Raw genomic sequence first — 23,835 nt, forward strand, 5'->3', positions numbered from 1 at the left:
CCGCTGCCCGCGGCCGGCTTCACATACCGACAATTCGCACCGCTGCCGGGTCAAAAAAACGTCCCTCGGGCCAGCCGGAAGACGTAATAGCCGATGGCGCTCGTCGCCTCTTCATTTCGCCAATTGCCCTGGCAAGCGCATGAAGTTTTCGATGAGCCGCAGCAAGTCCGCCTCATCCGGCCGCGTACCCCATCGGCTGTATCCCGCAACCGACGCAATGGCGAACCAGGAATGCGGCGGAAACCATTCTGCTCGCACTGTCACGCCGCCCATGATTCGCAGTCGTCCCGTATCGCTGAGGAACTCAGCGTGAATCTCCTCATCGCCGACGGTTTTGCTGGCGATGACTGGCGTGGACCGAAGCATGAAGCCCTCCTGCGATTTCTGGCAGCTAAAAGCGGATGCTGTTGAACTGGCTCTCCCGAAGAAAACGAACCTAGCCGGGACGTTTGCATCCACCCGCCGAGTCAGCGACGAAGACCGAGGTTTTCCTGATGACGCTGCGCATTTGATACGCAAGTTGCATGCCGGACTGAGCAAACGCCCGATAGTCGAGCTTTTGCCCGGCGCGCATTTACGGGCCGCCTGGTTGGAGGGCGATGGGGTTTGTCGGATGCACGGAAGTGAACTGCGAGGCACCTGTTCTGTGCTGAACAGCGCGCTGCGGAAAGGTAACGCGATGTCCTCGCGCATCCCGCGGCCGACTCCCACAAGGTTCGAAAAGAGACCGCGCGAGACGTGTACTCTTACGACTGAGCGAAATCGCCGTGGCACTGGAACAGCTGTGCCTGGACTCGGCCGCCGACGATAGCGCCCGAAGTCGTCGATGCGTATTCTGAAATGGTGAACGGCTTGGTCGCCCGATATTGCTCGGACGTGACGCGTTACACGACCGGCAGCTTCTTTCGCATGGAACGGAGGGACGCGCTGCAGCGGCACAGTGTCGCTACGTATATTAACGAGAGCCCCGAGGAGGCTTCGTCTCACGAGGCACGCTAAACGATGCACCCGCGAACAACGCGAGGTGCGTGCCGCCGCCAGCCCTGCTGATTGCGCGAGCCCGTTGACCGATAAGCGTGACGAATCAACCCGTGTCGCCGCCCGCTACTGGCAACACCGTGCCGGTGATATAACCCGCCTCGTCTGAGGCGAGGAACAGGATCGGCGCGGCCTGTTCGTCGATGCTGCCGTAGCGCTTCAGGAAAGTCGATTCAGTGACCTGCTTCACCGCTTCGCCCATCCAGATTTTTTCCTGCTCGCTGTCGCCGACAGCATTGCGCGGGACACGTCGCGGCGGCGCATCGGTCCCGCCAGGCGCAGTAGCGACTACGCGGATGTTGTGCTCCGCGTATTCCATCGCCAGCGACTGCGTGATCGCGTTGACGCCACCCTTGGCCGCCGAATACGGAACGCGGCGAATCCCGCGCGTGGCGTTCGACGACACGTTCACGATGATCCCGCCTCCGCGCTTGAGCAGGTACGGCAAGACTGCATGGCATGCGTACAGCGTCGGCATAAGCGAGCGGCGGATTTCCGCATCGATCTGCGCAGGCTCGAACTCGGCGAAGGGACGCATGCGAATCGCGCCCCCCACGCCGTTAATCAGAATGTCGATGCCGCCGAACGCGCGCGCGGCGAAGGCCATCGCCGACGCGGCGCCTTCGTACGCCTCGAGATCGGCGACAAACCCGGCTGTTTCCGCGCCATGCGCTTCGGCGGCGACTTCCGCCACGAACCCGGCGCGATCCACGAACAGCACCTTGCCGCCTTCGGCTGCTGCGCGAAGCGCCACCGCGCGACCGATGCCCTGCGCGGCGCCGGTGACCACCACGACCTTGCCGGCGAATCGTTGCGTGTTCATGCGGTCCTCGGGGCGGCGTTAGGCGTGAACTTCTCGTAGTGGAAGCTGTTGGGCTTCACACCGTTGTCGTCGAAATGCTTGCGCACTGCGTCGACCATCGGCGGGGGTCCGCACAGGTACACGTCCACGTCGCCGTCATTGACGGCCTCCGCCGGCATATGCTGCGTCACCCAACCTTTGCGAGGATGGGTCGACTCCGTGTCGGCGACGACCGTGCTGTAGGTGAAGTTCGGCAACTTCGCCACGTAGGTTTCGATTGCATCGACCTGCACGAGGTCGAGGTCTCGCGTTACGCCGTAAATCAGATGGACTTTCTGCTGCGAATTCGCGCGAGCCAGCACTTCAAGCATCGACAGGAACGGTGCCAGGCCCGTGCCGCCGGCGAGGAACAGCAAGGGTCTCTCGACAGCGCGCAGATAGAAGCTGCCCAGCGGTCCGGTCAGCTCCACTTTGTTGCCTGCCTGGGCGGATTCGAGCCACGTGCTCATCACGCCACCGGAAATTTTCTTGATCAGAAAACTGATTTTCGATTCGCCCGGTGCCGACGAAAAAGAATACGAACGGTGCTGACCGCTGCCAGGCACGTCGATGTTGACATACTGGCCCGGCAGAAACACCGGGGCGGTTGCATCCACATCCAGTTCAAGCACGATGGCCGCATCGTTGTGCGCTTCGACCTTCGATACGGTCGCGGCGAACTTGCTCTGCTCGGTCTTGCATGCAGTGGAAGAGGCCGGCACCGCAATGACGCAATCGCTTTGCGGCACCATCTGGCAGGTGAGCACGAGACCACCTTCCTTTTCATCGTCGCTCAGCGCGTCTTCAATGTAGTCGTCGCCCAGGTCGTAGCTTCCACTCTCCGCCCGGCACTTGCAGGTGCCGCACACGCCGTCGGAGCAATCCATCGGCAGATTGATTTTTGCGCGAAAGGCGGCGTCGAGCACTTTCTCGCCCGCCTTGCATGTCACGAAGCGGGTCACGCCGTCTTCAAAATTCAGTGCAATGTTGTAGCTGGACATCTTGCCTCCTGTACTTCTCTGTTCCGCGGTGTTTGCGCTCAAACGTGATAGACGTCGAGTACCTGGCGGATGTAGTCGTCCTTCAATACGATGCGCTTGTAGCAGATCAACAGTTCATTGTTGACCTTGCGCAGAGTGACGAACATCGCGCCGAAAAACTGGTCGGTGGCTTTATAACGGTGGCTGAGCGTGTTGAAGTTGTAGCGCACGTCCACTTCGTTCTCGCGCTCGGCCAGCACTTCCACATTGGTGACGTTGTGACTGGTTCGCGGTTCTGGCATCGAGGCACTGCTGCGCTCGGTCTTGATGCGGAACACGCGGTCTTCCAGGCCGCCACGGTCCGGGTAATACATCAGCGAAATCTGACTCTCGTGGTCGTCGGTGAGTTGGTCATCGTCATCCCATGCGGGCATCCAGTACGTGACGTCCTCGGTATAGCAGGCAAGCCAGTCGTCCCATTGACGGTCGTCGAGCAGGCGCGCTTCGCGGAACAGCGCGGCGCAAATTTTCTGGTGATCGAAGCTCATGCCAAAGCCTCCCCTCGTTCCTTCCTGAGTGCGTCGCGCATCACATGGACCCAGTACTCGTGCTGACACACAAACAGGCCTTCGTCTTCGCTTCGCTCGCCTGAAATGCGTGGTTTCAGACCCATATTTTTTGCATTTGTGTCGGCCCCTTCGACCCACAGCGGCGCGCCGCGCGACAGGTCGTTCCACATTGCAGCGGTGCCGGCATAACCCGCCTGGCAGGCACGGAATTCTTCGAGGTCATCCGCGGTGCCCATGCCCGAGACGTTGAAGAAGTCTTCGTATTGGCGAATGCGGGTAGCCCGGTCGGATGCGCTCTCGCCCTTCGGTGCGAAACAGAAGATGCTGACTTCGGTCTTGTCCACGCTGATCGGACGTACGACGCGAATCTGCGTGCTGAACTGGTCCATCAGGAACACGTTCGGATACAGACAAAGATTGCGCGTCTGGTTGACGATGAAGTCCGCCTTCACCTCGCCCACGCGTGCCTTGATTTCGTCGCGGTATTGATAGACGGGCCGCACTTCCGGGTTCATCGTCCTGGTCCACAGCAGGATGTGGCCATGCTCGAACCCGTACACGCCCGCTACCGACTTGCTCCAGCTGTTTGCATCCACGGCCTTGGTGCCCTCGACCTTGCGCCGGTCCATCGTGGCGGCGTAATTCCAGTGCACAGTGCTGACGTGGTAGCCGTCGCAGCCGTTCTCCATCTGCATCTTCCAGTTGCCGTCGTAGATATACGAGGAATTGCCGCGCAACACTTCCAGCCCGTCCGGAGCCTGGTCGACGATCTGATCGATGATGACCCGTGTCTCGCCGAGGTAATCCTCGAGCGGAATCGCGTCCGCGTTGAGCGTGCCGAACAGGAAGCCGCGATAGCTCTGGAAACGTGCGACTTTTTTCAGATCATGCGAACCGTTGGTATTGAATTGCACCGGATATTCGGTGGTCTTTACGTCTTTCACTTTCAGCAGCTTGCCGGTGTTGGCGAAGCTCCAGCCGTGGAAAGGACACGTGAAAGTGCCTTTGTTGCCGTGCTTTTTACGGCACAGCATCGCGCCCTTGTGCGCGCAGGCATTGATGACCGCGTGCAGTTCGCCGCTTTTGTCGCGGGTTACCACAACAGGCTGACGGCCAATCCAGGCGGTGTAGTAGTCGTTGCTATTGGGAATCTGGCTTTCATGCGCGAGATAGACCCAGTTGCTCTCGAAAATGTGCTTCATTTCGAGCTCGAACAATTCAGCGTTCGTGAAGATGTCGCGGCGGCAACGGAATACGCCGTTTTGTTTGTCGTCCTGAACCGCTGTGTGCAGCAGTTCATCGAGTTGCGAGGCTTTATCGAAAGTTGCGGACATGAGTGCTCTCCTACGCGTGCTTCAGCTCATGGCGCACGCGCATCAGTGTCGAAAGATTCTTGCGAAGGATTGAGCGGCAGCAGTGGTACGACGCAGCGGCCGCGTTCAGCGCTCAGGCGCTAGCAGACGCCCGCAGACGATGCACGAGCTGGTTATCCTTGCCCTGAATCAGCGGAGTCAACTCGATGTCGAACTGGATTTCCTTATACGCATCGGTCTTCATTCCCAGCGCAGTGCCGCCGGTCTTTTCAACCACGTGGGGAATCAGATCTTCGCGAGTGGCGTAAGCGAAGTCGTCCCAGATCAACGGATCACCCTCGATGTTGATTTGCGTCGTCAGCTTGCGGGAGTTGTTGGAGGTGACGAAGAAATGCACATGCGCGGGGCGGTTGCCATGGCGGCCGAGCACGTCCAGCAGTTGCTGAGTCGCACCGTGCGGCGGACAACCATAGCCGACCGGCATGAGCGTACGGAACTCGTACTTGCCGTCGGAGCCGGTGCCGACCGCGCCGCGCAGATTGAAGTCGCTCTGCGCACCGGTCGGGTCGAAGTGCGAATAGAAGCCTTTCGAGTTCGCGTGCCAGCATTCGACCAACGCGCCCGCCACGGGCTCGCCATCCGGGCCGGTTACCGTGCCGCGGATAACCAGCGGGCCGGCGTCGTCGTCCGGATCGATATCGATTTTCGCCACGCCATCGCGCACCGGCGCGCCGGCCACATACAGCGGACCTTCGATGGTACGCGGCGTGCCGCCGGTAATTTCAGCCGCCTTATCCTCCGCGTCCATGCGGATGTCGAGGTATTTCTCCAGACCGAGGCCGGCAGCCAGCAGCGCTGCTTCACCGTCCTGGCCGAGCTTGTTGAAGTAGTGGACGCCGGCCCAGATTTCGTCGGGCGTCATGTCGAGGTCGTCGATGGCCTTGAACAGGTCGCCGAGCAGTCGATTGACTATCTGCTTCGCGCGAGCACCGCCGTCCTGACTACCGACGTTGGTAGCGGCCTTCAGCAGGTCTTGCACCTCCTTCGTATCGAACACTTTGACGCTCATGTCTTCTCCTGAATCTCTATTTTCTGATCGGGTAAACCCTCGGTTTAGCGCCCTCCAGAATATGCCTGAGAGGTATAATGAGTGCTGAAACAGAGTGTGAATGCAGAATAATTGACCCGGCAAGGCGCCGTCCAACACTGATTTGGTATCGGTCTATATCTGTGAGGTATTGACATGGAACTGCGGCATCTTCGCTATTTCGTCGCCGTAGCCGAGGAACGCAATTTCACGCGCGCGGCACAGCGGCTGAACATGGCGCAACCGCCTTTGAGCCGGCAGATCCAGCAGCTCGAAGAGCTGCTCGAGGTGCAGCTATTCCAGCGTGATTCGCGTCCGTTGAAGCTCACCGAGACGGGTAAGTTCTTCTATGCTCACGCCGTCCAGTTGCTGGCCCAGACGTCCGAACTCGAATCCATGACGCGGCGCGTGGGCAACATCGAGCGCAGCCTCTCTGTCGGTTTCGTGGGTTCGACATTATATGGAATGCTGCCCAAAATCATCCGGCGCTTCCGCGACGAGAACACTACCGTCGAACTCAGCCTTCACGAGATGTCGACAATGGACCAGATCCGAGCGCTAAAAGACGGTCAGATCGATGTCGGGTTCGGTCGTATTCGGCACGAGGACACCAACATCCGCCGGGTGATTCTTCGCGAGGAGAAGATGATCGTTGCATTCCCGGAGGGCCATCCACTCTCACTAGCGAAACCCGTCCTTGGTCTCAGCGACCTGGTCAACGAAACGCTGATTATTTTCCCTAAGGCGCCGCGCCCCAGTTATGCAGACCAGGTGCTGTCGGCATTCGAAGACCGCGGTCTCAAGCCGCGCCGGATCTACGAAGTGCGGGAGTTGCAGATTGCGCTAGGCCTCGTAGCAGCGGGGGAAGGCATTTCCGTCGTTCCAAGTAGCGTGTACGGCCTGAAGCGCGACGATGTGAGCTACAAGGAACTGGACGACCCTACTCTGGTATCGCCAATCATCATGAGCATGCGTGCGCTCGACGAGTCGCGCGACATTCGGGAAATGCTTGAACTCATCTATCGGCTGTACGAGGAGGAGAAGATAAGCTTTGCACCCCGTAACGATTCGGGGCGGTGATATCCGTCATATCTCGGGGTTTGGCACAGGACGTCGACGGTGTTGGACAGCCGGTTATCGGGCACGCGATACTTCAGCAACCCCTTCACTCCAATATGCGCGCGTTGCGACGAAATGCCTGCGGCGGTTGGTCGACTGTGCCTGTAGCGCAGCTTCCTGAAGTGGATACCTATTTTCCGTGTGCGACGAAGGGACTCACGAATCGTTACGCAGAGAGTGCAGTTGCCGAACCTTGTCGAAAAGCCACTGGAAAACTGAATGGTCTGTCTCCTGCTCCGCAGGAATCGGCGTCATCAGCTTGCTGATTGCATTCTGGCGATAGGCCAGCAGTTGACACATCTGCTTCGCCACCTGCGGATGCTCTTTCAGGAACGAAGTCATATCCTCCTTGCTTACCTGATATAGCAGGCAAGGGGTAAGCGTCGCAATGGAAACGTGCATAGGAAGTCCGGCGAGCAGCCCCGTTTCGCCAAATGTTTCATCCGGCCCGATACGGGCAATTTCACGGGCGCCGGACGATTCAGCATAGGTAACGGCCAGTACGCCGGAGTGGACAATTGACAGACTATCCGGGACCGTTTCAGACGCCAGAACCTGCTGATTAGCCTGGTATTCGTGTCTGGAAAGTCGCGCTGCAAGCCGTGTGACTTCATCGCTAGTCAGGCTTTCGAATAGATTCACTCGTTTTAGAAGTGCTTCCTTGGCGTCATGCGCGGTAGCGATTGGCGCGGGCATCCCTAGTGCACGCAGTGCCACACCTGATGCCGCGAGATGCCGATAACAGAGATCGAAAAGCTCGTTGGATGCAGATAGTTTTTTGGACATATCGTCGACAAAGCCAACCACCTCGTATTGCACCGAGTTCAATGTGGTGCGTTTCATGCGAGCGGAGGGAGCGGGAACGTCAAGGATGGCGTTGCACCCGGTCAGGGCGCGGCTTAAGGCGTCGAGCACGGTCTTCGGCCGTGCCTCCGGCTCAATCTCCAGGACCAGCGAGAGGCCGTGAACATTCGTCGGCCTGCTGTTGTTGGATATTTTTGCCTTTGCGGCGACGGCATTGGGAACAATAAGAGTGTTGCCCTGACCGGTCAGCAGATGCGTGGCGCGCCAGTTCATCTCGACGACCTTGCCTTCGACATCGTCAATCTCCACCCAGTCGCCGACAGAATACGGCTCCGTGGTATTGAGTACGATTCCCGCAAAGACGTCGCTGAGTGTGCTCTGGATTGCGAGGCCAAGCACAATGGCGAGGGCACCCGAAGTAGCAACGAGTCCGCGCACCGGCAGCTCGAGGACAAACCCAAGGGCGGCCACGACCGCGGCGAGGAATACCACCGCGCCGAACACGTCCGAGAATAGCCGCTGCCGTCGCCAGGCGCTTGGTAGTAGCAGCGTATCGAGCGAAAGCGTAAGCAGACGCGCTGCCATCAGCCACCAGATTATTTCAAGCACCTGCCCGACCCAGTGCAATTCGACGGCGTCCGCGTAGGGCGCCTGGGTGAATGGGCTCAGGCCGGACGCGAAAAGTACCCAGCTCAACACCGAAAAAAGCGTAAGCCGTATCAGGAGCCGAGCGAATTCATGCGCGGGGAGTCGGAAACGCCACACGATGATGTCGAGAGCGACGATACCGAATCCCAGAATCAGTGGATATTTCACAGACGTTCCTCAGCAGGCGACCTTGGGAGGATATCTCATCGTCTACGACTCACAACCGCTGCAGGTTCAACTTGCTAGTGATGATCTGCGGCTAATCTACGGAAAAAACCCTGCCGCCGATATGCAGTTGATTCGCACCCGAAACGGTCCATTCGAGCTTGTCGTTTGCGAGCGAAGTTGCAATCGTGCCAATCTGTTTCAGGGCTTTCGGTCGGACCCGCAGGGGCGCCTGGAAAATCCGCACTGGCCGTGTGTCGCATCATTGCTACGCTTGTGGATTTATCGAGCGACCGCTCCAGATATTCGGCGAGTGTTCTCAGTAATTCCGGGGCATGCTCCGGGTCGTCGGCGAATCCACTGTCAACCGGCACTTTGACCTCCCCTTTGCATGGGGCAAGTGACCACGCGTTTGCATTGTCACACTTGCCATCATGACACAGCGGGTGGGTCAGAGTCCGAGAACTCCCGCCCTGACTGCGCCGTGTGTCTCCCGGGCTGATTGCGTTTATCACCATTGCTCGGCGGTGTGACAATACTGGGATTGACACAGTCCATTACCAATCCGAGGACACGTGCAGACAGATTCCCCCCAGCGTGCCAGTACGCTCAGCCAGATCCCCCGCGGCATCTGGATGCTGGGCTTCGTGAGCCTGTTCATGGACATCTCGTCGGAAATCATCCATAGCCTTCTGCCGATGTTCCTCGTGACAAGTCTCGGTGCGAGCGCCACGATGGTCGGCCTGATTGAAGGCGCGGCGGAGGCGGCTTCGCCCATCGTCAAGGTGTTTTCGGGCGCGCTGAGCGACTACCTTGGTAACCGGAAGTGGCTCGCGGTCATCGGATACGGCATGGGGGCGTTGAGCAAGCCACTGTTTGCACTGGCGCCCACCGCAGGCATCGTATTGACGGCACGTGTGGTCGACCGGGTAGGAAAAGGCATTCGGGGTGCACCGCGCGACGCGCTCGTGGCTGACATCACTCCCGCCCATCTGCGTGGCGCGGCCTATGGCCTGCGGCAATCGCTCGACACAATCGGCGCCTTTGTTGGACCGTTGCTCGCGGTCGCCCTGATGCTGCTGTGGGCGGACAACTTCCGTCGGGTATTTTGGGTCGCAGTCGGGCCGGGACTTGTTGCCGTTGCGTTACTCGTTTTCGGTATCAGGGAACCTGCACGGCAGCCGGGAGCAAAGCGCGTCAACCCGATTGAGCTCGACAGCCTGAAGAAACTGAGCGGGCCTTATTGGTGGGTCGTCGGCGTCGGTGCAGTCTTCACGCTCGCACGCTTCAGCGAAGCCTTCCTGGTGTTGCGTGCGATGCAGGGTGGTATCCCGATAGCCCTCGTGCCTCTCGCCATGGTGGCAATGAATGTCGTGTACTCGCTGTCGGCGTACCCATTCGGAAAACTGGCTGACTCGATGAGTCACACCAGGCTGTTGGCCGCCGGCATTCTGGTGCTCGTCGCATCTGACATCGTGCTGGCTCATGGCAACTCATGGCCAGTTGTGATAATCGGGGTAGCCCTTTGGGGGCTGCATATGGGGTTGACTCAAGGTCTGCTGGCGACCATGGTCGCGCAATCGGCACCGCCCGAGCTGAAGGGCACCGCATTCGGCTTCTTCAGCCTGATGAGCGGGCTGGCGATGCTTGTCGCCAGTGTCGTTGCCGGTCAACTCTGGGACCGCTTCGGAGCGAGTACGACGTTCTATGCCGGGGCGGGATTCTGTATCGCAACGCTGTTCGCGCTGGCGACCCGGCCATTGACACGCGACAGCAGGACATGACCTGGCGGCTACTTGACGAGCCGCGCGTGACAAATCAGTCGTCGTCTTCATGGCGATGGTGTTCCCATCCACGGTGCCGGCCGTGGTCATGCCACCGGCGCTCGTCGCCGTAGTCGCCTTCATAGCGATATCCGTAGCCATAGACCGGGGCCGGCGCGTAGACCACTGGCGGCGGCGCCTCGTACACGACCGGGGGTGGCGCGACATACATGGGACCAGGAACGCCCAGATAAACGCCGATGTCCGCGTGAGCGAAAGCCGCGCTGGACGCACAGGCAGCGGGAATTCCCACCGCGAGAAAAAGGGTAGCGCGCTTCATGAAGTTCTCCAGTCCTGCCCGGTTCTGGCGGATGCCAGACAACGACGAACGAGGCGGATTGTAGGGGGGCCAATCCGTAGCAGGTGCAGCCGGATTGTCAATTCTGTAACAGGCGGTAATCGGGAAATCTCGCCGGTTTTCGAGGTTGATTACGACACGCTCAGGGAGTCGCGCGAGACATGAACACGCTCACGGACCTAGACCGGCGGCGGCGCTGTGTAGTTGAAGTTCACCAGCGCCCACTGGAAGGATGCGTGGTAGAGAATTGGAAGAGATTCCGGAAGCAAACTTTTTTGTGCGCTCATACGCACAAAAAAAAAGACGTCACGTTGCCGTGACGCCTTAAAAAGTTCTAGCCATTCCGAGGGCCGTGCTAGAACCTGAGAGACGGTATTCGAAAGTTGGGCCTGCGATGCGGCGCCTGTACAGAGCGCCGTAGATCGTTACGGTGGACTATGAGAAGACACTCGGCACAGACACTGTGCGGGCCACGGCAGGTTCAGAACTTCAAAACGCGGAACCTGAAACCGTCTTTCGAAATGAGATTCCATTTTTTATGGTTATGCTGACTAAGTCAAGCAAAATCTAAAGACGCTTCGTTCGTGGCGGAAAAATATTCCGATACAATGAATCTTCCGATGAAAAATCACTTCGATGCCCCATGTTGGGGCCGCCGCCGGCGCTTTGAGAGAGGGCTCCAGCTTGGGCCGCGAAGAAAGAAATTGAAATAAAGTTCCAAAAAAACATATGAACCGACCCACGCGCTCCCAAGCTGCCGCGGACCCGACCAGAGACAAAGACGGCTCCGGCGACGAAGTCACCGCCCTCGCGCGCGGCCTGACCGTGCTGCGCTCGGTCGCCGCCGCGGACGCGCCGCTCAGCAACCGCGAACTGACCGAGTTGACCGGCATTCCCAAGCCCACCGTGTCGCGCATCACCGCGACGCTGGTCAGCGCGGGCTTTCTGTTCCGGCTGCCCGACAGCGAGCGTTTCGTGCTGACCTCGTCGGTGCTCGAGCTGAGCAACGGCTTCCTGCGCAACTTCGATATCCGCGCTCGCGCGCGGCCGTTCCTGATCGAGCTGGCCGAACGCACGGCGTTGTCCGTTCATCTGGCCGTGCGCGACCGCCTCGACATGGTGGTGATCGACGCGATCCGGCCGCGTTCGGCAGTGCTGGTGTCACGCCTTGAGATTGGCTCGCGCATGAATCTGAGCCGCACCGCCGTCGGCCGCGCCTATCTGGCCGCGCTCGAAGCACCGGAGCGGGAAAAATTGCTGATCGGCTTGCAGGCGGCTGAAGGCGATGACTGGGGCCATCTCAGCAGCAGGCTCGACAGTGCATTGCAGGAAACCGTCGAGCGCGGCTTCGCGATTGCAACGGGCGAATGGCACGACGGGCTCAACGCGATCGCACTCGGTTTCACAGGACCGTCGGGCGAACGCTATGCGGTCAATTGCGGCGGTTCAGCCGACCAATGCCCACGCGACTGGCTGATCTCGCGTGCCGCCCCGGCGCTGCTCGAGTGCGTCGCGAGAATCGTGCTGGAGATCGGCGGCACGCCGGGGCGCCGCCTGGATACCTGAACCGACCGCGGCGTTCGCCGGCGAGCAGTGGAGGTTTGTGCAAGCAATCCTGTAACCTTCGTAATCAACAGAAAAATACGCGGGTGGACTGTTACAGAGCCCGCGACGTAGGATCATGCCTTCCTGTCGCGGGACGCGCGCCCGGCTTGCGGTTTTCTCCTTCGATAACGTTCCGGCCGCCTGTTCCGACGCCGCATTGCGCTAACATCGCTGTCCCGCGCCTTGGGTAGGATCGCGCGGAACGAGCGCGGTGCACCCGTTGTCGAAACCGCCTGTCATGCCATTCGCGTGCCGCTCCGCCGAACTGTCGAAACGGCGCGAACGCGCACGCGGCTCACATCCAAGCCAGTCACCTGACCGAACCGATGGACGAACAACAACAGCATTCGGAAACCACACGCCCTGTTCCTCCGGCTTCCCAACCGTCCTCCCGCAGCGGCCCCACCGGCACACCGAACCCGCCGCCAGGCATGGTGAAGCGGCATCGCGGCCGCAATATCGCGCTGATCATCGCCGCACTGGTCATCCTCGGGGTGGTGCTGTGGCGCTGGCACCCGTGGGGCAGTCCCGGCGGCGCAGCGAGCGCGGGCGATGCGAGCGGTGCCCGCGCCGGCCGCGCTGGACGCGGTGCAGCGATGGGCAATATGCCGCAGCCCGTTCACGTGGCGGCCGCGACGCAGGGCGAAATGCCGGTGGTGCTGACCGCACTCGGCACGGTCACGCCGCTGGCTAACGTCACCGTGCTGCCGCAATTGAGCGGCGTGTTGCAGGACGTGTATTTCAAGGAAGGCCAGATGGTCAGGAAGGGCGACGTGCTGGCCCAGATCGACCCCCGCCCCTATCAAATCTCGCTGGATAACGCGCAAGGCACGCTCGCCCGCGACGAGGCTCTGCTGCAAACCGCCCGCCTCGACCTGAAGCGTTATCAGACGCTGCTCTCGCAAGACTCCATCGCCAGCCAGCAGGTGGATACGCAGGCCTCACTGGTGCGTCAATACGAAGGCACGGTGAAGTCCGACAAAGCCAATATCGACACCTACAAGCTCGACCTCGTCTACGCGCGCATCACCGCGCCGGTGTCGGGACGCGTCGGTCTGCGCCAGGTCGATCCGGGCAATTACGTCACGCCGAGCCTGACCAACGGCATCGTCGTGATTACGCAGTTACAGCCGATCAGCGTGATCTTCACGACCTCTGAAGACAACCTTCAGCAGATCATCCAGCAGACCCAGTCGGGCGCGAAGCTCTCGGTGACCGCGTATGACCGCAGCAACACCACCTCGCTCGAAGGCGGCATGCTCGAAACGCTGGACAACCAGATCGACACCACCACCGGCACGGTCAAGCTGCGCGCGATCTTCCAGAACAGCAAGAACCTGCTGTTCCCGAATCAGTTCGTGAATGCGCGCCTGCTGGTCGATACGATCAAGGACGCGGTGATCGTGCCGACGCCAGCCGTGCTCAACGGTTCGATGGGCCCGTTCGTGTACGTCGTGAAGGCCGATAACACCGTGACGGTGCGCCCGGTCAAGCTCGGCCCCGTGGATGGCGAGCGCACCAGCATCAAGTCCGGCCTGGCCGTCGGCGAGCGCGTCGTGATCGACGGTTCGGACCGTCTGAAGGAAGGCGCGAAAATCACGATTCCGGCCGACAAGCCTCGCGGTGCCTCAGGTGCCTCAGGTGCCTCGGGCGCCCGTGGCGCGGCCGCTGCGTCGGGCGCATCCGGCGCCCACGCGCATCATGGCAAACACGCGGCGCAAGCCTCGCAATAAAGGCACGGCACTTACCGCATGAATCCATCTCGCGCCTTTATCCTGCGTCCCGTCGGCACCGCGCTGCTGATGGCGGCGATCATGCTGGTCGGTCTCGTCGCGCTGCGCTTCTTGCCGCTCTCGGCGCTGCCCCAGGTCGACTATCCGACCATCCAGGTGCAGACCTTCTATCCGGGCGCGAGCCCGGACGTGATGACGTCGTCGGTCACCGCGCCGCTCGAGCGTCAGTTCGGGCAGATGCCGTCGCTCAATCAGATGTCGTCGCAAAGCTCGGCCGGCTCGTCGATCATCACGCTGCAGTTCAGCCTCGACCTGCCGCTCGATATCGCCGAGCAGGAAGTCCAGGCCGCCATCAACGCGGCCGGCAATCTGCTGCCGTCGGACCTGCCCGCGCCGCCGATCTACGCCAAGGTCAATCCAGCCGACGCGCCGATCATCACGCTCGCGATCACCTCGAAGACGCTGCCGCTCACGCAGGTGCAGGATCTGGCCGACACGCGGCTCGCGCAGAAAATCTCGCAGGTGGCGGGCGTGGGTCTGGTGAGCCTGTCGGGTGGTCAGCGCCCGGCCGTGCGGATTCAGGCGAACCCGCGCGCGCTTGCTGCGTACGGTCTGAACCTGGACGACCTCCGCACCACGATTTCGAATTTGAACGTCAACACGCCGAAGGGTAACTTCGACGGTCCCACGCGCAACTACACGATCAACGCGAACGACCAGTTGACCGACGCCGACGCCTACAAGAGCGCCGTGGTCGCGTACAAGAACGGCCGCGCGGTGATGCTGACCGACGTCGCCAACATCGTGCAGGGTGCGGAGAACACCAAGCTCGGCGCGTGGGTCGACGGCACGCCCGCGATCATTCTGAACGTGCAGCGCCAGCCGGGCGCGAACGTGATCCAGGTGGTGGACAGTATCAAGAAGCTGCTGCCGCAGTTGCAACAGGCGCTGCCCGCCGCGCTCGACGTGGAAGTCGTCACCGACCGCACCACCACGATCCGCGCATCCGTGCGCGACGTGCAGTTCGAACTGGCCATGTCGGTCGTGCTGGTCGTGCTGGTGATGTACCTGTTCCTCGCCAACGTCTACGCGACCATCATTCCGAGCCTCTCGGTGCCGCTCTCGCTGATCGGCACGCTCGCGGTGATGTACCTGTGCGGCTTCTCACTCGACAACTTATCGTTGATGGCGCTGACCATCGCGACCGGCTTCGTGGTGGACGACGCGATCGTGATGATCGAGAACATCGCGCGTTACGTGGAAGAAGGCGAAGCGCCGCTCGAAGCCGCGTTGAAGGGCTCGAAACAGATCGGCTTCACGATCATTTCGCTGACGGTCTCGCTGATCGCCGTGCTGATTCCGCTACTCTTCATGGGCGACGTGGTCGGCCGCCTGTTCCACGAATTCGCCATTACGCTTGCCGTGACGATCGTGATTTCGGCGGTCGTGTCGCTCACTCTCGTGCCGATGATGTGCGCCAAACTGCTGCGTCACGCGCCGCCGCATGAGAGCCATCGTTTCGAAGCCAAGGCGCACCGCGCGATCGACTGGGTGATCGCGCGTTACGCGGTCGCGCTCACGTGGGTGCTGAACCGGCAACGCTCCACGCTGGTCGTTGCGGTGCTCACGCTGGTGCTGACCGGCGTGCTGTACGTGTTCATTCCGAAGGGCTTCTTTCCGGTGCAGGACACCGGTGTGATCCAGGCGATCACGCAGGCGCCGCAGTCGGTGTCGTATGCGTCGATGGCCGAGCGTCAGCAGGAACTTGCCGCGCGGATCCTGAAGAATCCGGATGTGGAGAGCCTGACCTCGTTCATCGGCGTGGACGGCAGCAATATCACGCTGAACAGCGGCCGCATGCTGATCAATCTGAAGCCGCGCGACGACCGTAGCAACACCGCGAGCGAAGTGATCCGCCAGTTGCAGCAGGACGTGGCGCATATCGCCGGCGCGTCGCTGTACATGCAACCGGTGCAGGATCTGACGATCGACTCGACCGTCAGCCCGACGCAGTACCAGTTCATGCTGACCGATGCGAACATCGGCGAATTCACTACGTGGGTTCCCAAGCTGGTCGAACGGCTGAAGCAATCGCCCGAACTCGCCGACGTCGCCACCGACTTGCAGGACAACGGCCAGTCGGTCTACATCGAAATCGACCGCGCCACCGCATCGCGTTACGGCATCACGCCGGCCACTGTGGACAGTGCGCTGTACGACGCGTTCGGCCAACGCATCATCTCCACCATCTTCACGCAGTCGAACCAGTACCGCGTGATTCTGGAAGCGCAACCGGCGATGCAGCATTACACCGAATCGCTGAAGTCGATCTATCTGCCCTCTTCCACCTCCACGGGCGGCCAGGTGCCGCTGTCGTCGATCGCGCGCTTCATCGAAAAGCCCGCGCCGCTGCTCGTCACGCATCTGAGCCAGTTCCCGGCCACCACGGTGTCGTTCAACCTCGCGCCGGGTTCGTCGCTCGGCGCGGCGGTCAAGGCGATCGATCAGGCGGAGAAGGACATCGGCTTGCCCGCGTCGTTCCAGACGCGCTACCAGGGCGCGGCGCTGGCGTTCCAGGCGTCGCTGTCGAACGAGCTGTTCCTGATTCTCGCGGCGATCGTCACGATGTATATCGTGCTGGGCGTGCTGTATGAGAGCTTCATCCATCCGATCACGATTCTCTCGACGCTGCCTTCGGCCGGTGTCGGCGCATTGCTGGCGCTGCTGATCACCGGACATGATCTCGATATCATCGGCATCATCGGGATCGTGCTGCTGATCGGTATCGTGAAGAAGAACGCGATCATGATGATCGACTTCGCGCTCTACGCCGAGCGCGAGGAAGGCAAGCCGCCGCGCGAAGCGATCTACCAGGCGTGCCTGCTGCGCTTCCGGCCGATTCTGATGACCACGCTCGCCGCCCTGCTCGGCGCGCTGCCGCTGATGCTCGGCACCGGCGCAGGCTCGGAACTGCGCCGTCCGCTCGGTATCGCGATTGCCGGCGGCCTGATCGTCAGCCAGTTGCTGACGCTGTTCACCACGCCGGTGATCTACCTCGCATTCGACTCGCTCGGCCGCCGCGCGCGTGAGCGCTTCAATCGCGGCGGGCCGTCCAAAGGCGCCACGCCGCCCGTCAGCGATGCAGGGAACTGAGCGATGAATCTGTCGCGTCCGTTTATCTCCCGCCCGGTCGCCACCACGCTGCTGGCGATCGGCATCGCGCTGGCCGGCATTTTCGCGTTCACCAAGCTGCCGGTCGCGCCGCTGCCGCAGGTCGATTTCCCGACCATTTCGGTGCAGGCCTCGCTGCCTGGCGCGAGTCCGGATACCGTGGCGACCAGCGTCGCCAGTCCGCTCGAACGGCATCTCGGTTCGATCGCCGACGTCACCGAAATGACCTCGTCGAGTTCGGTCGGCTCGACGCGCATCACCATGCAGTTCGGCCTGAATCGTGACATCGACGGCGCCGCGCGCGACGTGCAGGCCGCCATCAACGCGGCGCGCGCCGACTTGCCGGCGAGCTTGCGCAGCAATCCGACGTACCACAAGGTCAATCCGGCCGACGCGCCGATCCTGATTCTCGCGCTCACGTCGAAAACGCTCACGGCCGGCCAGTTGTACGACTCTGCGGCCACCGTGCTGCAACAGTCGCTGTCGCAGGTGGACGGCGTCGGCGAAGTGGATGTGAGCGGCTCGGCCAACCCGGCCGTGCGCGTCGAGCTGGAGCCGAATGCGCTCTCGCACTACGGCATCGGTCTCGAAGACGTGCGCGCGGCGCTCGCCGCGGCCAACGCGAACAGCCCGAAAGGCTCGATCGAATTCGGCCCGAACCGCGTGCAAATCTATACCAACGACCAGGCCAGCAAGGCGTCGCAATACAGGGACCTGGTCATCGCCTATCGCAACGGCGCGGCGGTGAAGCTCTCCGACGTGGCCGAGGTGGTCGATTCGGTCGAAGATCTGCGCAACCTCGGCCTCTTCAACGGCAAGCGTTCGGTGCTGGTGATCCTGTACCGCCAGCCGGGCGCGAACATCATCGACACCATCGACCGTGTCACGGCAATGCTGCCGCAACTGCACGCGTCGCTACCTGCGGACGTGGACATCGCGCCAGCCGCCGACCGCTCCACCACGATCCGCGCCTCGCTGAAAGACACCGAGCTCACGCTGGTGGTCGCGGTCGCGCTGGTGGTGATGGTGGTGTTCCTGTTCCTGCGCAACTGGCGCGCCACGCTGATCCCCAGCGTGGCCGTGCCGATCTCCATCATCGGCACGTTCGGCGCGATGTACATGCTCGGGTTCTCGATCGACAATCTCTCGCTGATGGCCTTGACCATCGCGACCGGCTTCGTGGTCGACGACGCGATCGTGGTGCTGGAGAACATCTCGCGGCACATCGAGAATGGCGTGCCGCGCATGAAAGCGGCTTTCCTCGGCGCACGTGAAGTCGGCTTCACCGTGCTGTCGATCAGCATTTCGCTGGTCGCCGTGTTCCTGCCGATTCTGCTGATGGGCGGCATTGTCGGCCGCCTGTTCCGCGAATTCGCGCTGACGCTCTCGCTCGCGATCGGCGTGTCGCTGATCGTCTCCCTCACGCTCACGCCGATGATGTGCTCGCGCCTCCTGCGCGAGCCGCACGAGCAGAACGAAGAAGGACGTTTCGGCCGCTGGCTGGAACGCGGCTTCGCGTCGATGCAGCGCGGCTATGAGCGCACGCTCGGCTGGGCGCTGCTGCATCCGCGCCTGATCGTGACGATCCTGCTGCTCACCATCGGCCTGAACGTGTGGCTGTACATCATCGTGCCGAAGGGTTTCTTTCCGCAGCAGGACACGGGCCGGCTGATCGGCGGCATTCAGGCCGATCAGTCCACCTCGTTCCAGTCCATGAAAGGCAAGTTCGCGCAGATGATGGAGATCGTCGGCAAGAATCCGGCGGTGGAAAGCGTGGCCGGCTTTACCGGCGGACGGCAGACCAATTCCGGCTTCATGTTCGTGACGCTGAAATCGAAGTCCGAGCGCAAGGCCTCCGCCGATCAGGTGATCCAGCAACTGCGCGCGCCGCTCGGCGACGTGGCCGGCGCGCGGACATTCCTGCAGGCGGTGCAGGACATTCGCGTCGGCGGACGGCAATCGAACGCGCAGTACCAGTTCACGCTGCTGGCCGATTCGACGCCCGACCTGTACCTGTGGGGCCCGAAGCTCACCGAAGCGCTGCAGGCGCGCCCCGAACTCGCGGACGTGAATTCCGACCAGCAGCAAGGCGGCCTCGAAGCGATGGTGACGATCGACCGCGCCACCGCGGCGCGCCTCGGCATCAAGCCGGCGCAGATCGACAACACCTTGTACGACGCGTTCGGCCAGCGCCAGGTGTCGACGATCTATAACCCGTTGAATCAGTATCACGTTGTGATGGAAGTCGCGCCGAAGTACTGGCAGAGTCCGGACATGCTGAAGCAGATTTACATCAGCACGTCGGGCGGCAGCGCGAGCGGCGCGCAGACCACCAACGCTCCGGCAGGCACGGTGACGAAGGAGACCGCCGCCGCGACAACCACGTCCACGAGCGCGACGACGGGCGGCACGGCGGGCACGACCGCTTCGAGCGCGGCGAGCATTGCCGCCGACTCCGCGCGCAATCAGGCGATCAATTCGATTGCGGCGAGCGGCAAGTCGAGCGCGTCGTCGGGCGCGGCGGTATCGACGGCGAAGGAAACGATGGTGCCGCTGTCGGCGATCGCGAGCTTCGGGCCGGGTAGCACGCCGCTTTCCGTGAACCACCAGAGCCAGTTCGTGGCCTCGACGATTTCGTTCAATTTACCGCCGGGCGTTTCGCTGTCGACGGCAACGCAGGCGATTTACGACACGATGGCGCAGATCGGCATGCCGGGGACTATCCACGGCAGTTTCCAGGGGACCGCGCAGGCGTTCCAGCAGTCGATGTCCGATCAGCCGATTCTGATTCTGGCCGCGCTGGCCGCGGTGTATATCGTGCTGGGGATGCTGTATGAGAGCTATATCCATCCGCTGACGATTCTGTCGACGCTGCCTTCGGCGGGCGTGGGCGCGTTGCTGGCATTGCTGTTGTTCAAGACGGAGTTCAGCATCATTGCGTTGATCGGGGTGATTCTGCTGATCGGGATCGTGAAGAAGAACGCGATCATGATGGTGGACTTTGCTATTGAAGCGTCACGGCATGGACTGTCGTCGCGGGATGCGATTCACCAGGCCTGTTTGCTGCGGTTCCGGCCGATCATGATGACGACGTTTGCTGCTTTGTTGGGGGCTTTGCCGCTGGCGTTCGGGCGCGGGGAAGGGGCTGAGCTTCGGGCGCCGCTGGGGATTGCTATTGTGGGTGGGTTGATTGTTAGTCAGATGCTCACGCTTTATACGACGCCGGTTGTGTATCTTTATATGGATCGGGTTCGGGTTAGGTGGGAGGGTCGGAAGGGTCGGCGGGCTGGGGCGGCGGCTAGTTGATGTTTGTTGTAGTGCGCGGTTTTTTTTTGGCCTTTCCTTGCTTTGTTTGTGGTCTATTAGCGTTGCCCCTGTGCGGGGCGGCACTTACTTCTCTTTGCCGGCCGCAAAGAGAAGTAAGCAAGAGAAAGCGGCTCACACCGCTAATTCTTAAGCGGGTCCCCCGCACAGCCACGGTAGTGGTGCATCTGGAATCTGTGCTCTCGCACATTCGGCGTGAGTGACACAGCAGTCATTTTTCCGGCGGCGCTGCGCGCGCCGAAGCGCCGTTCATAACGCCTCCCGTACGTTCAAATCGCCAGTACCCCCGACACTTTTACTGCCGCTGCTGACGCGCTGCGCTCATCAAAACCTTAGGTTTCCCAGGCATACCCGTCCGCGACGCACGCAGTGCGAAGCGGGAGCTGATGAGCCCTTGGTCACTGGCGCGGAGTGTGCGAAAACACTGATTCCAGATGCACCACTACCGCAACTGCGCGAGGGACCCGCTTAAGAACTAGCGGTGTGAGCCGCTTTCTCTTGCTTACTTCTCTTTGCGGCCGGCAAAGAGAAGTAAGTGCCGCCCCGCACAGGGGCAACGCTAATAGACCACAAACAAATCAAGAAAAGGCCAACTCCAGAGACCAAAAAAAAAACCAAAACCCTAAAGCCTCTGCCCCACAGCAAGCTCAAAAACCCTCACCCATTGCCGAGCCTGCCTCTCATCCCGCATGGGCAAAACCCAAACCTGATGCTTAGGATCCTTGACTTTCAAGACAACCTGCCACTGCGCGCCAGGCCGCTGCACCTCCGCCCCTAGCAGGTCGGCAAAAATATAGGCCCCCTGCTCCTGGCCCAACCGGATCTCACAAAGCCGCTTATCGGCAGCGAGCCGCACGCCCCCCCAACTCCCCTTGAGTTCATGAGTCCAATCTCCGTCACGGACGTTGGAAGCCACTTCCTTGCGACGCCGCAACCAATAAGCGAAAGCGGCAATCAGCAACAAACCCACCAGCACAGCAACGCCAACAGCAACACCCAACCCAAAATCCGCCTGCAAGGCATCAAACGCCCGCACCGCCCCATACCCCAGCGCGATCAGCGCAATCAACGCAACGACAATCGGCATCGCAAGCTCACAAGAAAAAACGCAGCCTAGCACGAGCGGTGCTCGCCGCTCGCCGCAGGAACACCGCAAAGAACCATTGCGAAAATTGCGCGGACGCGCCGCTTGACCTCAAGGCTGCTTATGCGCCGCCGCCCAATCCTTCACGGCCTTCAGCGTATTCTCGACGTGCTTCTCCGGCGAGAGGCTCGTGTACTCGTAAATGATCTTGCCATCCGGCGCGATCACATACGACACGCGATTCGCCATCGACGCATGCATCGGCATGCCAGCGTCGTATTGGCCGATCACCTTCGAATCGGCATCGGCTGCCACCGGGAATTTGCTGCGGCACTCGCTTACCGAAAACTTCGTCAGTGTGTCGATGTCGTCGTGCGACACGCCGATCACCGTCGCGCCATACTTCTTGTATTCGTCGACCGCTTCGGCGAACTCGTGGGCTTCGATCGTGCAGCCCGTGGTGAAGGCCGCCGGATAGAAATACACCACCACCGGTCCCTTCTTCAACTCGTCGGCAAGCAAATAGGTGTAAGTCTTGCCGCCCAACGAAGCCTGCGTGGTGAACGACGGCGCCACGTCGCCCGGCTTGAGAGTCGCCGAGGCGGTTAGCGAATGCATGGCGAATCCCACCGACACGGCGGCGGCCAGTGCCGCCGATATGAATTTCTTCTTCATCTGCTTTTCTCCAGGCGTGGATGCACGCGGTTCGTCCAAAGAACCCAGGGCCGCCGCGTTCATGAGAACGCCGGCCAACTCCGCTATTGGCCCACGTACTCACAAGGTACGTAAGAACCGGCCTGAAGGATGCAGAAGTCGCTGACATGAACGCGCCACGGCATGCACACTGAAAGCCCGCGACGGCGCCGCCCCGCCCGTCAGACGACCGCTTCCTCGATATGCGCGCCGAACCAGGCCGCGGCCGACAGGTTCAGCTCGGCCAGCACGTCGGGCGTAAAGGCCACGAAGCCGGCCGGCGCATCCGGGCCCAGTGCGATCGATGCCGCGTCGACGCCCTCGCCCGCCGCCTCGGCCAGCCGCAGCAAGGTGCCGAGTTCGCCGCGCCTCGACACGATCGCCTCGCGAATCTGCGGCGCGAGGCTGAGCTTCTCCAGCACCGCACCGGGCGTGCTGCCCAGCACCACGTGGATCAGCGAAAAAATTCCGGTCATGAAGGCGGCATCGGCGAATTCGTCGTCGGCGGGACGCAGCCACGCCGCGGCCAGTTCCATGAAACGCGAGCGCGTGCCCGCCAGTTGCACCAGAGGATCGGCGCGCCACGGCAGCTCGCCGCTGTCGGCGTACAACAGCAGTTGCGCCCAGCGCGCGATCTGCCGTGTGCCGGTGGCAATGATCGCCTCGCGCAACGACGCGATATTGCGTCCCAGCCCGAATGCACCCGAATTGACGAGGCGCAGCAGCTGCACCACCACGCTCGGGTTCAGCTTGAGTTCCGCTTCGAGTTCGACGATACCGGCATCGCGCGACAGCAACGCCAGCAGGCGCATCAGGCCCGGCCGCAGCGAACGGTTGCGCGGCGCGGCCAGCACCTGCGGCCGCGCGAAGAAGTAGCCCTGAAACAGATCGAAGCCGAGGTCCCGCGCGAGCGCGAAATCCTCGCGCGTCTCGACCTTCTCCGCGATCAGCGTCTTGCCCTGCCCGCGCACCAGCGACGCCAGCTTCGGCAGCACGGCGCGGTCGGTCTGCAGAAAGTCGATCTTGACGATGTCGGCATGCGGCAGCGCGCCGCTCAGCTCGTCGGACAGTTCGCTCACGTCGTCGAGCGCCACCTGAAAGCCGGCGCGGCGCAACTCGCCCAGACGGCGGACCAGTTGCGCGTCGAATTTCACGGTCTCGAGGATTTCGAGCACGAAGCGCTCGGGCGGCATCAGATGGACGATGTCGTTGAACAGCAGCGCGCGGTCGATATTGACGAAACCGCGATGCGGGCCCAACACCGTCGGCACGCCGATCCCGCCGATCGCGCGCGCCACCACCTGCGCGGTCGCCTGGGCGTCGTCGGTGACTTCGGCGTAGTTATGCGCGCCGGCTCGAAACAACAATTCATAAGCATTCAGCGCGCCGTCGCGATCGAGGATCGGTTGACGGCCCAGATACACGAATTGCGCGCCGGGCCACGGTTCGGCGCCGTCGGCAGCTGCGTCGAGCACCTCGTTATGCCGGGCAGTGGCCTTGGCTTGATGGCGTTCAGACATGGAGCATCGGGGGAAGTCTT

At 61.6% G+C, this 23,835-nt stretch carries 17 protein-coding genes; 6 read left to right on the forward strand and 11 right to left on the reverse strand.

The features are described 5' to 3' along the window. Positions 1 to 111 precede the first annotated feature (111 nt). The 6 genes from B0G71_RS13000 to catA all read right to left on the reverse strand — a co-directional run bounded on the left by B0G71_RS13000 (position 112) and on the right by catA (position 5,810). A complete protein-coding gene (locus B0G71_RS13000; protein ID WP_116142289.1) occupies positions 112 to 366 on the reverse strand; it encodes a hypothetical protein in 255 nt (84 codons plus the stop codon). 718 nt (positions 367 to 1,084) lie between these two features. Then, positions 1,085 to 1,861, reverse strand: coding sequence for a benzoate diol dehydrogenase BenD (benD, locus tag B0G71_RS13010; RefSeq protein WP_116142291.1), 777 nt, complete (start codon positions 1,859 to 1,861; stop codon positions 1,085 to 1,087). Next, positions 1,858 to 2,880, reverse strand: a complete 1,023-nt coding sequence (gene benC / locus B0G71_RS13015; RefSeq protein WP_116142293.1) for a benzoate 1,2-dioxygenase electron transfer component BenC — start codon at positions 2,878 to 2,880, stop codon at positions 1,858 to 1,860. The genes benD and benC overlap by 4 nt, the downstream gene beginning before the upstream one ends. 38 nt (positions 2,881 to 2,918) lie before the next feature. Further along, positions 2,919 to 3,407 (reverse strand): benzoate 1,2-dioxygenase small subunit, encoded by a 489-nt coding sequence (benB, locus tag B0G71_RS13020; RefSeq protein ID WP_116142296.1) that lies wholly within the window; start codon positions 3,405 to 3,407, stop codon positions 2,919 to 2,921. Then, the gene (locus B0G71_RS13025; RefSeq protein WP_116142298.1) at positions 3,404 to 4,762 is read right to left on the reverse strand and encodes a Rieske 2Fe-2S domain-containing protein; all 1,359 of its coding nucleotides are present in this window, start codon (positions 4,760 to 4,762) and stop codon (positions 3,404 to 3,406) included. The genes benB and B0G71_RS13025 overlap by 4 nt, the downstream gene beginning before the upstream one ends. A 112-nt stretch (positions 4,763 to 4,874) precedes the next feature. Continuing rightward, on the reverse strand, positions 4,875 to 5,810 hold the full coding sequence (gene catA, locus B0G71_RS13030; protein WP_116142300.1) for a catechol 1,2-dioxygenase: 936 nt from the start codon (positions 5,808 to 5,810) through the stop codon (positions 4,875 to 4,877). 174 nt (positions 5,811 to 5,984) lie between these two features. Here catA and B0G71_RS13035 point away from each other — a divergent pair, with 174 nt between their 5' ends. Further along, entirely contained in the window at positions 5,985 to 6,908 is a 924-nt protein-coding gene (locus B0G71_RS13035) for a LysR family transcriptional regulator (RefSeq protein ID WP_116142302.1), read from the forward strand. Positions 6,909 to 7,103: 195 nt separating this feature from the next. On the opposite strand, the gene B0G71_RS13040 is transcribed toward B0G71_RS13035, so the two are convergent. Then, on the reverse strand, positions 7,104 to 8,567 hold the full coding sequence (locus B0G71_RS13040) for a mechanosensitive ion channel family protein (RefSeq protein WP_116142304.1): 1,464 nt from the start codon (positions 8,565 to 8,567) through the stop codon (positions 7,104 to 7,106). 572 nt (positions 8,568 to 9,139) lie between these two features. Here B0G71_RS13040 and B0G71_RS13045 point away from each other — a divergent pair. After that, entirely contained in the window at positions 9,140 to 10,348 is a 1,209-nt protein-coding gene (locus tag B0G71_RS13045; protein ID WP_404935333.1) for an MFS transporter, read from the forward strand. 34 nt (positions 10,349 to 10,382) lie between these two features. Here B0G71_RS13045 and B0G71_RS13050 read toward each other — a convergent pair whose 3' ends face one another. Continuing rightward, complete coding sequence (locus B0G71_RS13050; RefSeq protein WP_106284525.1) at positions 10,383 to 10,667, reverse strand: hypothetical protein; 285 nt, start codon at positions 10,665 to 10,667, stop codon at positions 10,383 to 10,385. A gap of 747 nt (positions 10,668 to 11,414) precedes the next feature. On the opposite strand from B0G71_RS13050, the gene B0G71_RS13055 reads away from it, so the two are divergent. The 4 genes from B0G71_RS13055 (at position 11,415) to B0G71_RS13070 (ending at position 20,500) form a co-directional block, all read left to right on the forward strand. Further along, a complete protein-coding gene (locus B0G71_RS13055) occupies positions 11,415 to 12,251 on the forward strand; it encodes an IclR family transcriptional regulator (RefSeq protein WP_116142306.1) in 837 nt (278 codons plus the stop codon). A gap of 365 nt (positions 12,252 to 12,616) precedes the next feature. Continuing rightward, entirely contained in the window at positions 12,617 to 14,023 is a 1,407-nt protein-coding gene (locus B0G71_RS13060; RefSeq protein ID WP_116142309.1) for an MdtA/MuxA family multidrug efflux RND transporter periplasmic adaptor subunit, read from the forward strand. Between the two features lie 18 nt (positions 14,024 to 14,041). Continuing rightward, a complete protein-coding gene (locus B0G71_RS13065; protein ID WP_116142311.1) occupies positions 14,042 to 17,176 on the forward strand; it encodes an MdtB/MuxB family multidrug efflux RND transporter permease subunit in 3,135 nt (1,044 codons plus the stop codon). Between the two features lie 3 nt (positions 17,177 to 17,179). Continuing rightward, on the forward strand, positions 17,180 to 20,500 hold the full coding sequence (locus B0G71_RS13070; protein ID WP_116142313.1) for an efflux RND transporter permease subunit: 3,321 nt from the start codon (positions 17,180 to 17,182) through the stop codon (positions 20,498 to 20,500). Between the two features lie 640 nt (positions 20,501 to 21,140). Here B0G71_RS13070 and B0G71_RS13075 read toward each other — a convergent pair. From B0G71_RS13075 to B0G71_RS13085, 3 genes are all read right to left on the reverse strand, one after another. Further along, positions 21,141 to 21,605, reverse strand: a complete 465-nt coding sequence (locus B0G71_RS13075) for a hypothetical protein (RefSeq protein ID WP_116142316.1) — start codon at positions 21,603 to 21,605, stop codon at positions 21,141 to 21,143. A gap of 108 nt (positions 21,606 to 21,713) precedes the next feature. Next, positions 21,714 to 22,277, reverse strand: a complete 564-nt coding sequence (locus B0G71_RS13080; protein WP_116142318.1) for a peroxiredoxin — start codon at positions 22,275 to 22,277, stop codon at positions 21,714 to 21,716. A gap of 200 nt (positions 22,278 to 22,477) precedes the next feature. Then, positions 22,478 to 23,815, reverse strand: coding sequence for an EAL and HDOD domain-containing protein (locus tag B0G71_RS13085; protein ID WP_116142321.1), 1,338 nt, complete (start codon positions 23,813 to 23,815; stop codon positions 22,478 to 22,480). Positions 23,816 to 23,835: the final 20 nt, after the last annotated feature.

This window comes from Paraburkholderia sp. BL27I4N3, from assembly GCF_003386115.1.
Classification (GTDB): domain Bacteria; phylum Pseudomonadota; class Gammaproteobacteria; order Burkholderiales; family Burkholderiaceae; genus Paraburkholderia.

What these genes read in the sequence shown, in the direction of transcription:
- B0G71_RS13055 (WP_116142306.1), top strand. Translation starts at nt 11,415, where the DNA reads ATGAACCGACCCACGCGCTCCCAAGCTGCCGCGGACCCGACCAGAGAC.
- benC (WP_116142293.1), bottom strand. Translation starts at nt 2,880, where the DNA reads ATGTCCAGCTACAACATTGCACTGAATTTTGAAGACGGCGTGACCCGC.
- B0G71_RS13025 (WP_116142298.1), bottom strand. Translation starts at nt 4,762, where the DNA reads ATGTCCGCAACTTTCGATAAAGCCTCGCAACTCGATGAACTGCTGCAC.
- B0G71_RS13070 (WP_116142313.1), top strand. Translation starts at nt 17,180, where the DNA reads ATGAATCTGTCGCGTCCGTTTATCTCCCGCCCGGTCGCCACCACGCTG.
- B0G71_RS13050 (WP_106284525.1), bottom strand. Translation starts at nt 10,667, where the DNA reads ATGAAGCGCGCTACCCTTTTTCTCGCGGTGGGAATTCCCGCTGCCTGT.
- B0G71_RS13085 (WP_116142321.1), bottom strand. Translation starts at nt 23,815, where the DNA reads ATGTCTGAACGCCATCAAGCCAAGGCCACTGCCCGGCATAACGAGGTG.
- B0G71_RS13065 (WP_116142311.1), top strand. Translation starts at nt 14,042, where the DNA reads ATGAATCCATCTCGCGCCTTTATCCTGCGTCCCGTCGGCACCGCGCTG.
- B0G71_RS13060 (WP_116142309.1), top strand. Translation starts at nt 12,617, where the DNA reads ATGGACGAACAACAACAGCATTCGGAAACCACACGCCCTGTTCCTCCG.
- benD (WP_116142291.1), bottom strand. Translation starts at nt 1,861, where the DNA reads ATGAACACGCAACGATTCGCCGGCAAGGTCGTGGTGGTCACCGGCGCC.
- catA (WP_116142300.1), bottom strand. Translation starts at nt 5,810, where the DNA reads ATGAGCGTCAAAGTGTTCGATACGAAGGAGGTGCAAGACCTGCTGAAG.
- B0G71_RS13035 (WP_116142302.1), top strand. Translation starts at nt 5,985, where the DNA reads ATGGAACTGCGGCATCTTCGCTATTTCGTCGCCGTAGCCGAGGAACGC.
- B0G71_RS13000 (WP_116142289.1), bottom strand. Translation starts at nt 366, where the DNA reads ATGCTTCGGTCCACGCCAGTCATCGCCAGCAAAACCGTCGGCGATGAG.
- B0G71_RS13080 (WP_116142318.1), bottom strand. Translation starts at nt 22,277, where the DNA reads ATGAAGAAGAAATTCATATCGGCGGCACTGGCCGCCGCCGTGTCGGTG.
- B0G71_RS13075 (WP_116142316.1), bottom strand. Translation starts at nt 21,605, where the DNA reads ATGCCGATTGTCGTTGCGTTGATTGCGCTGATCGCGCTGGGGTATGGG.
- benB (WP_116142296.1), bottom strand. Translation starts at nt 3,407, where the DNA reads ATGAGCTTCGATCACCAGAAAATTTGCGCCGCGCTGTTCCGCGAAGCG.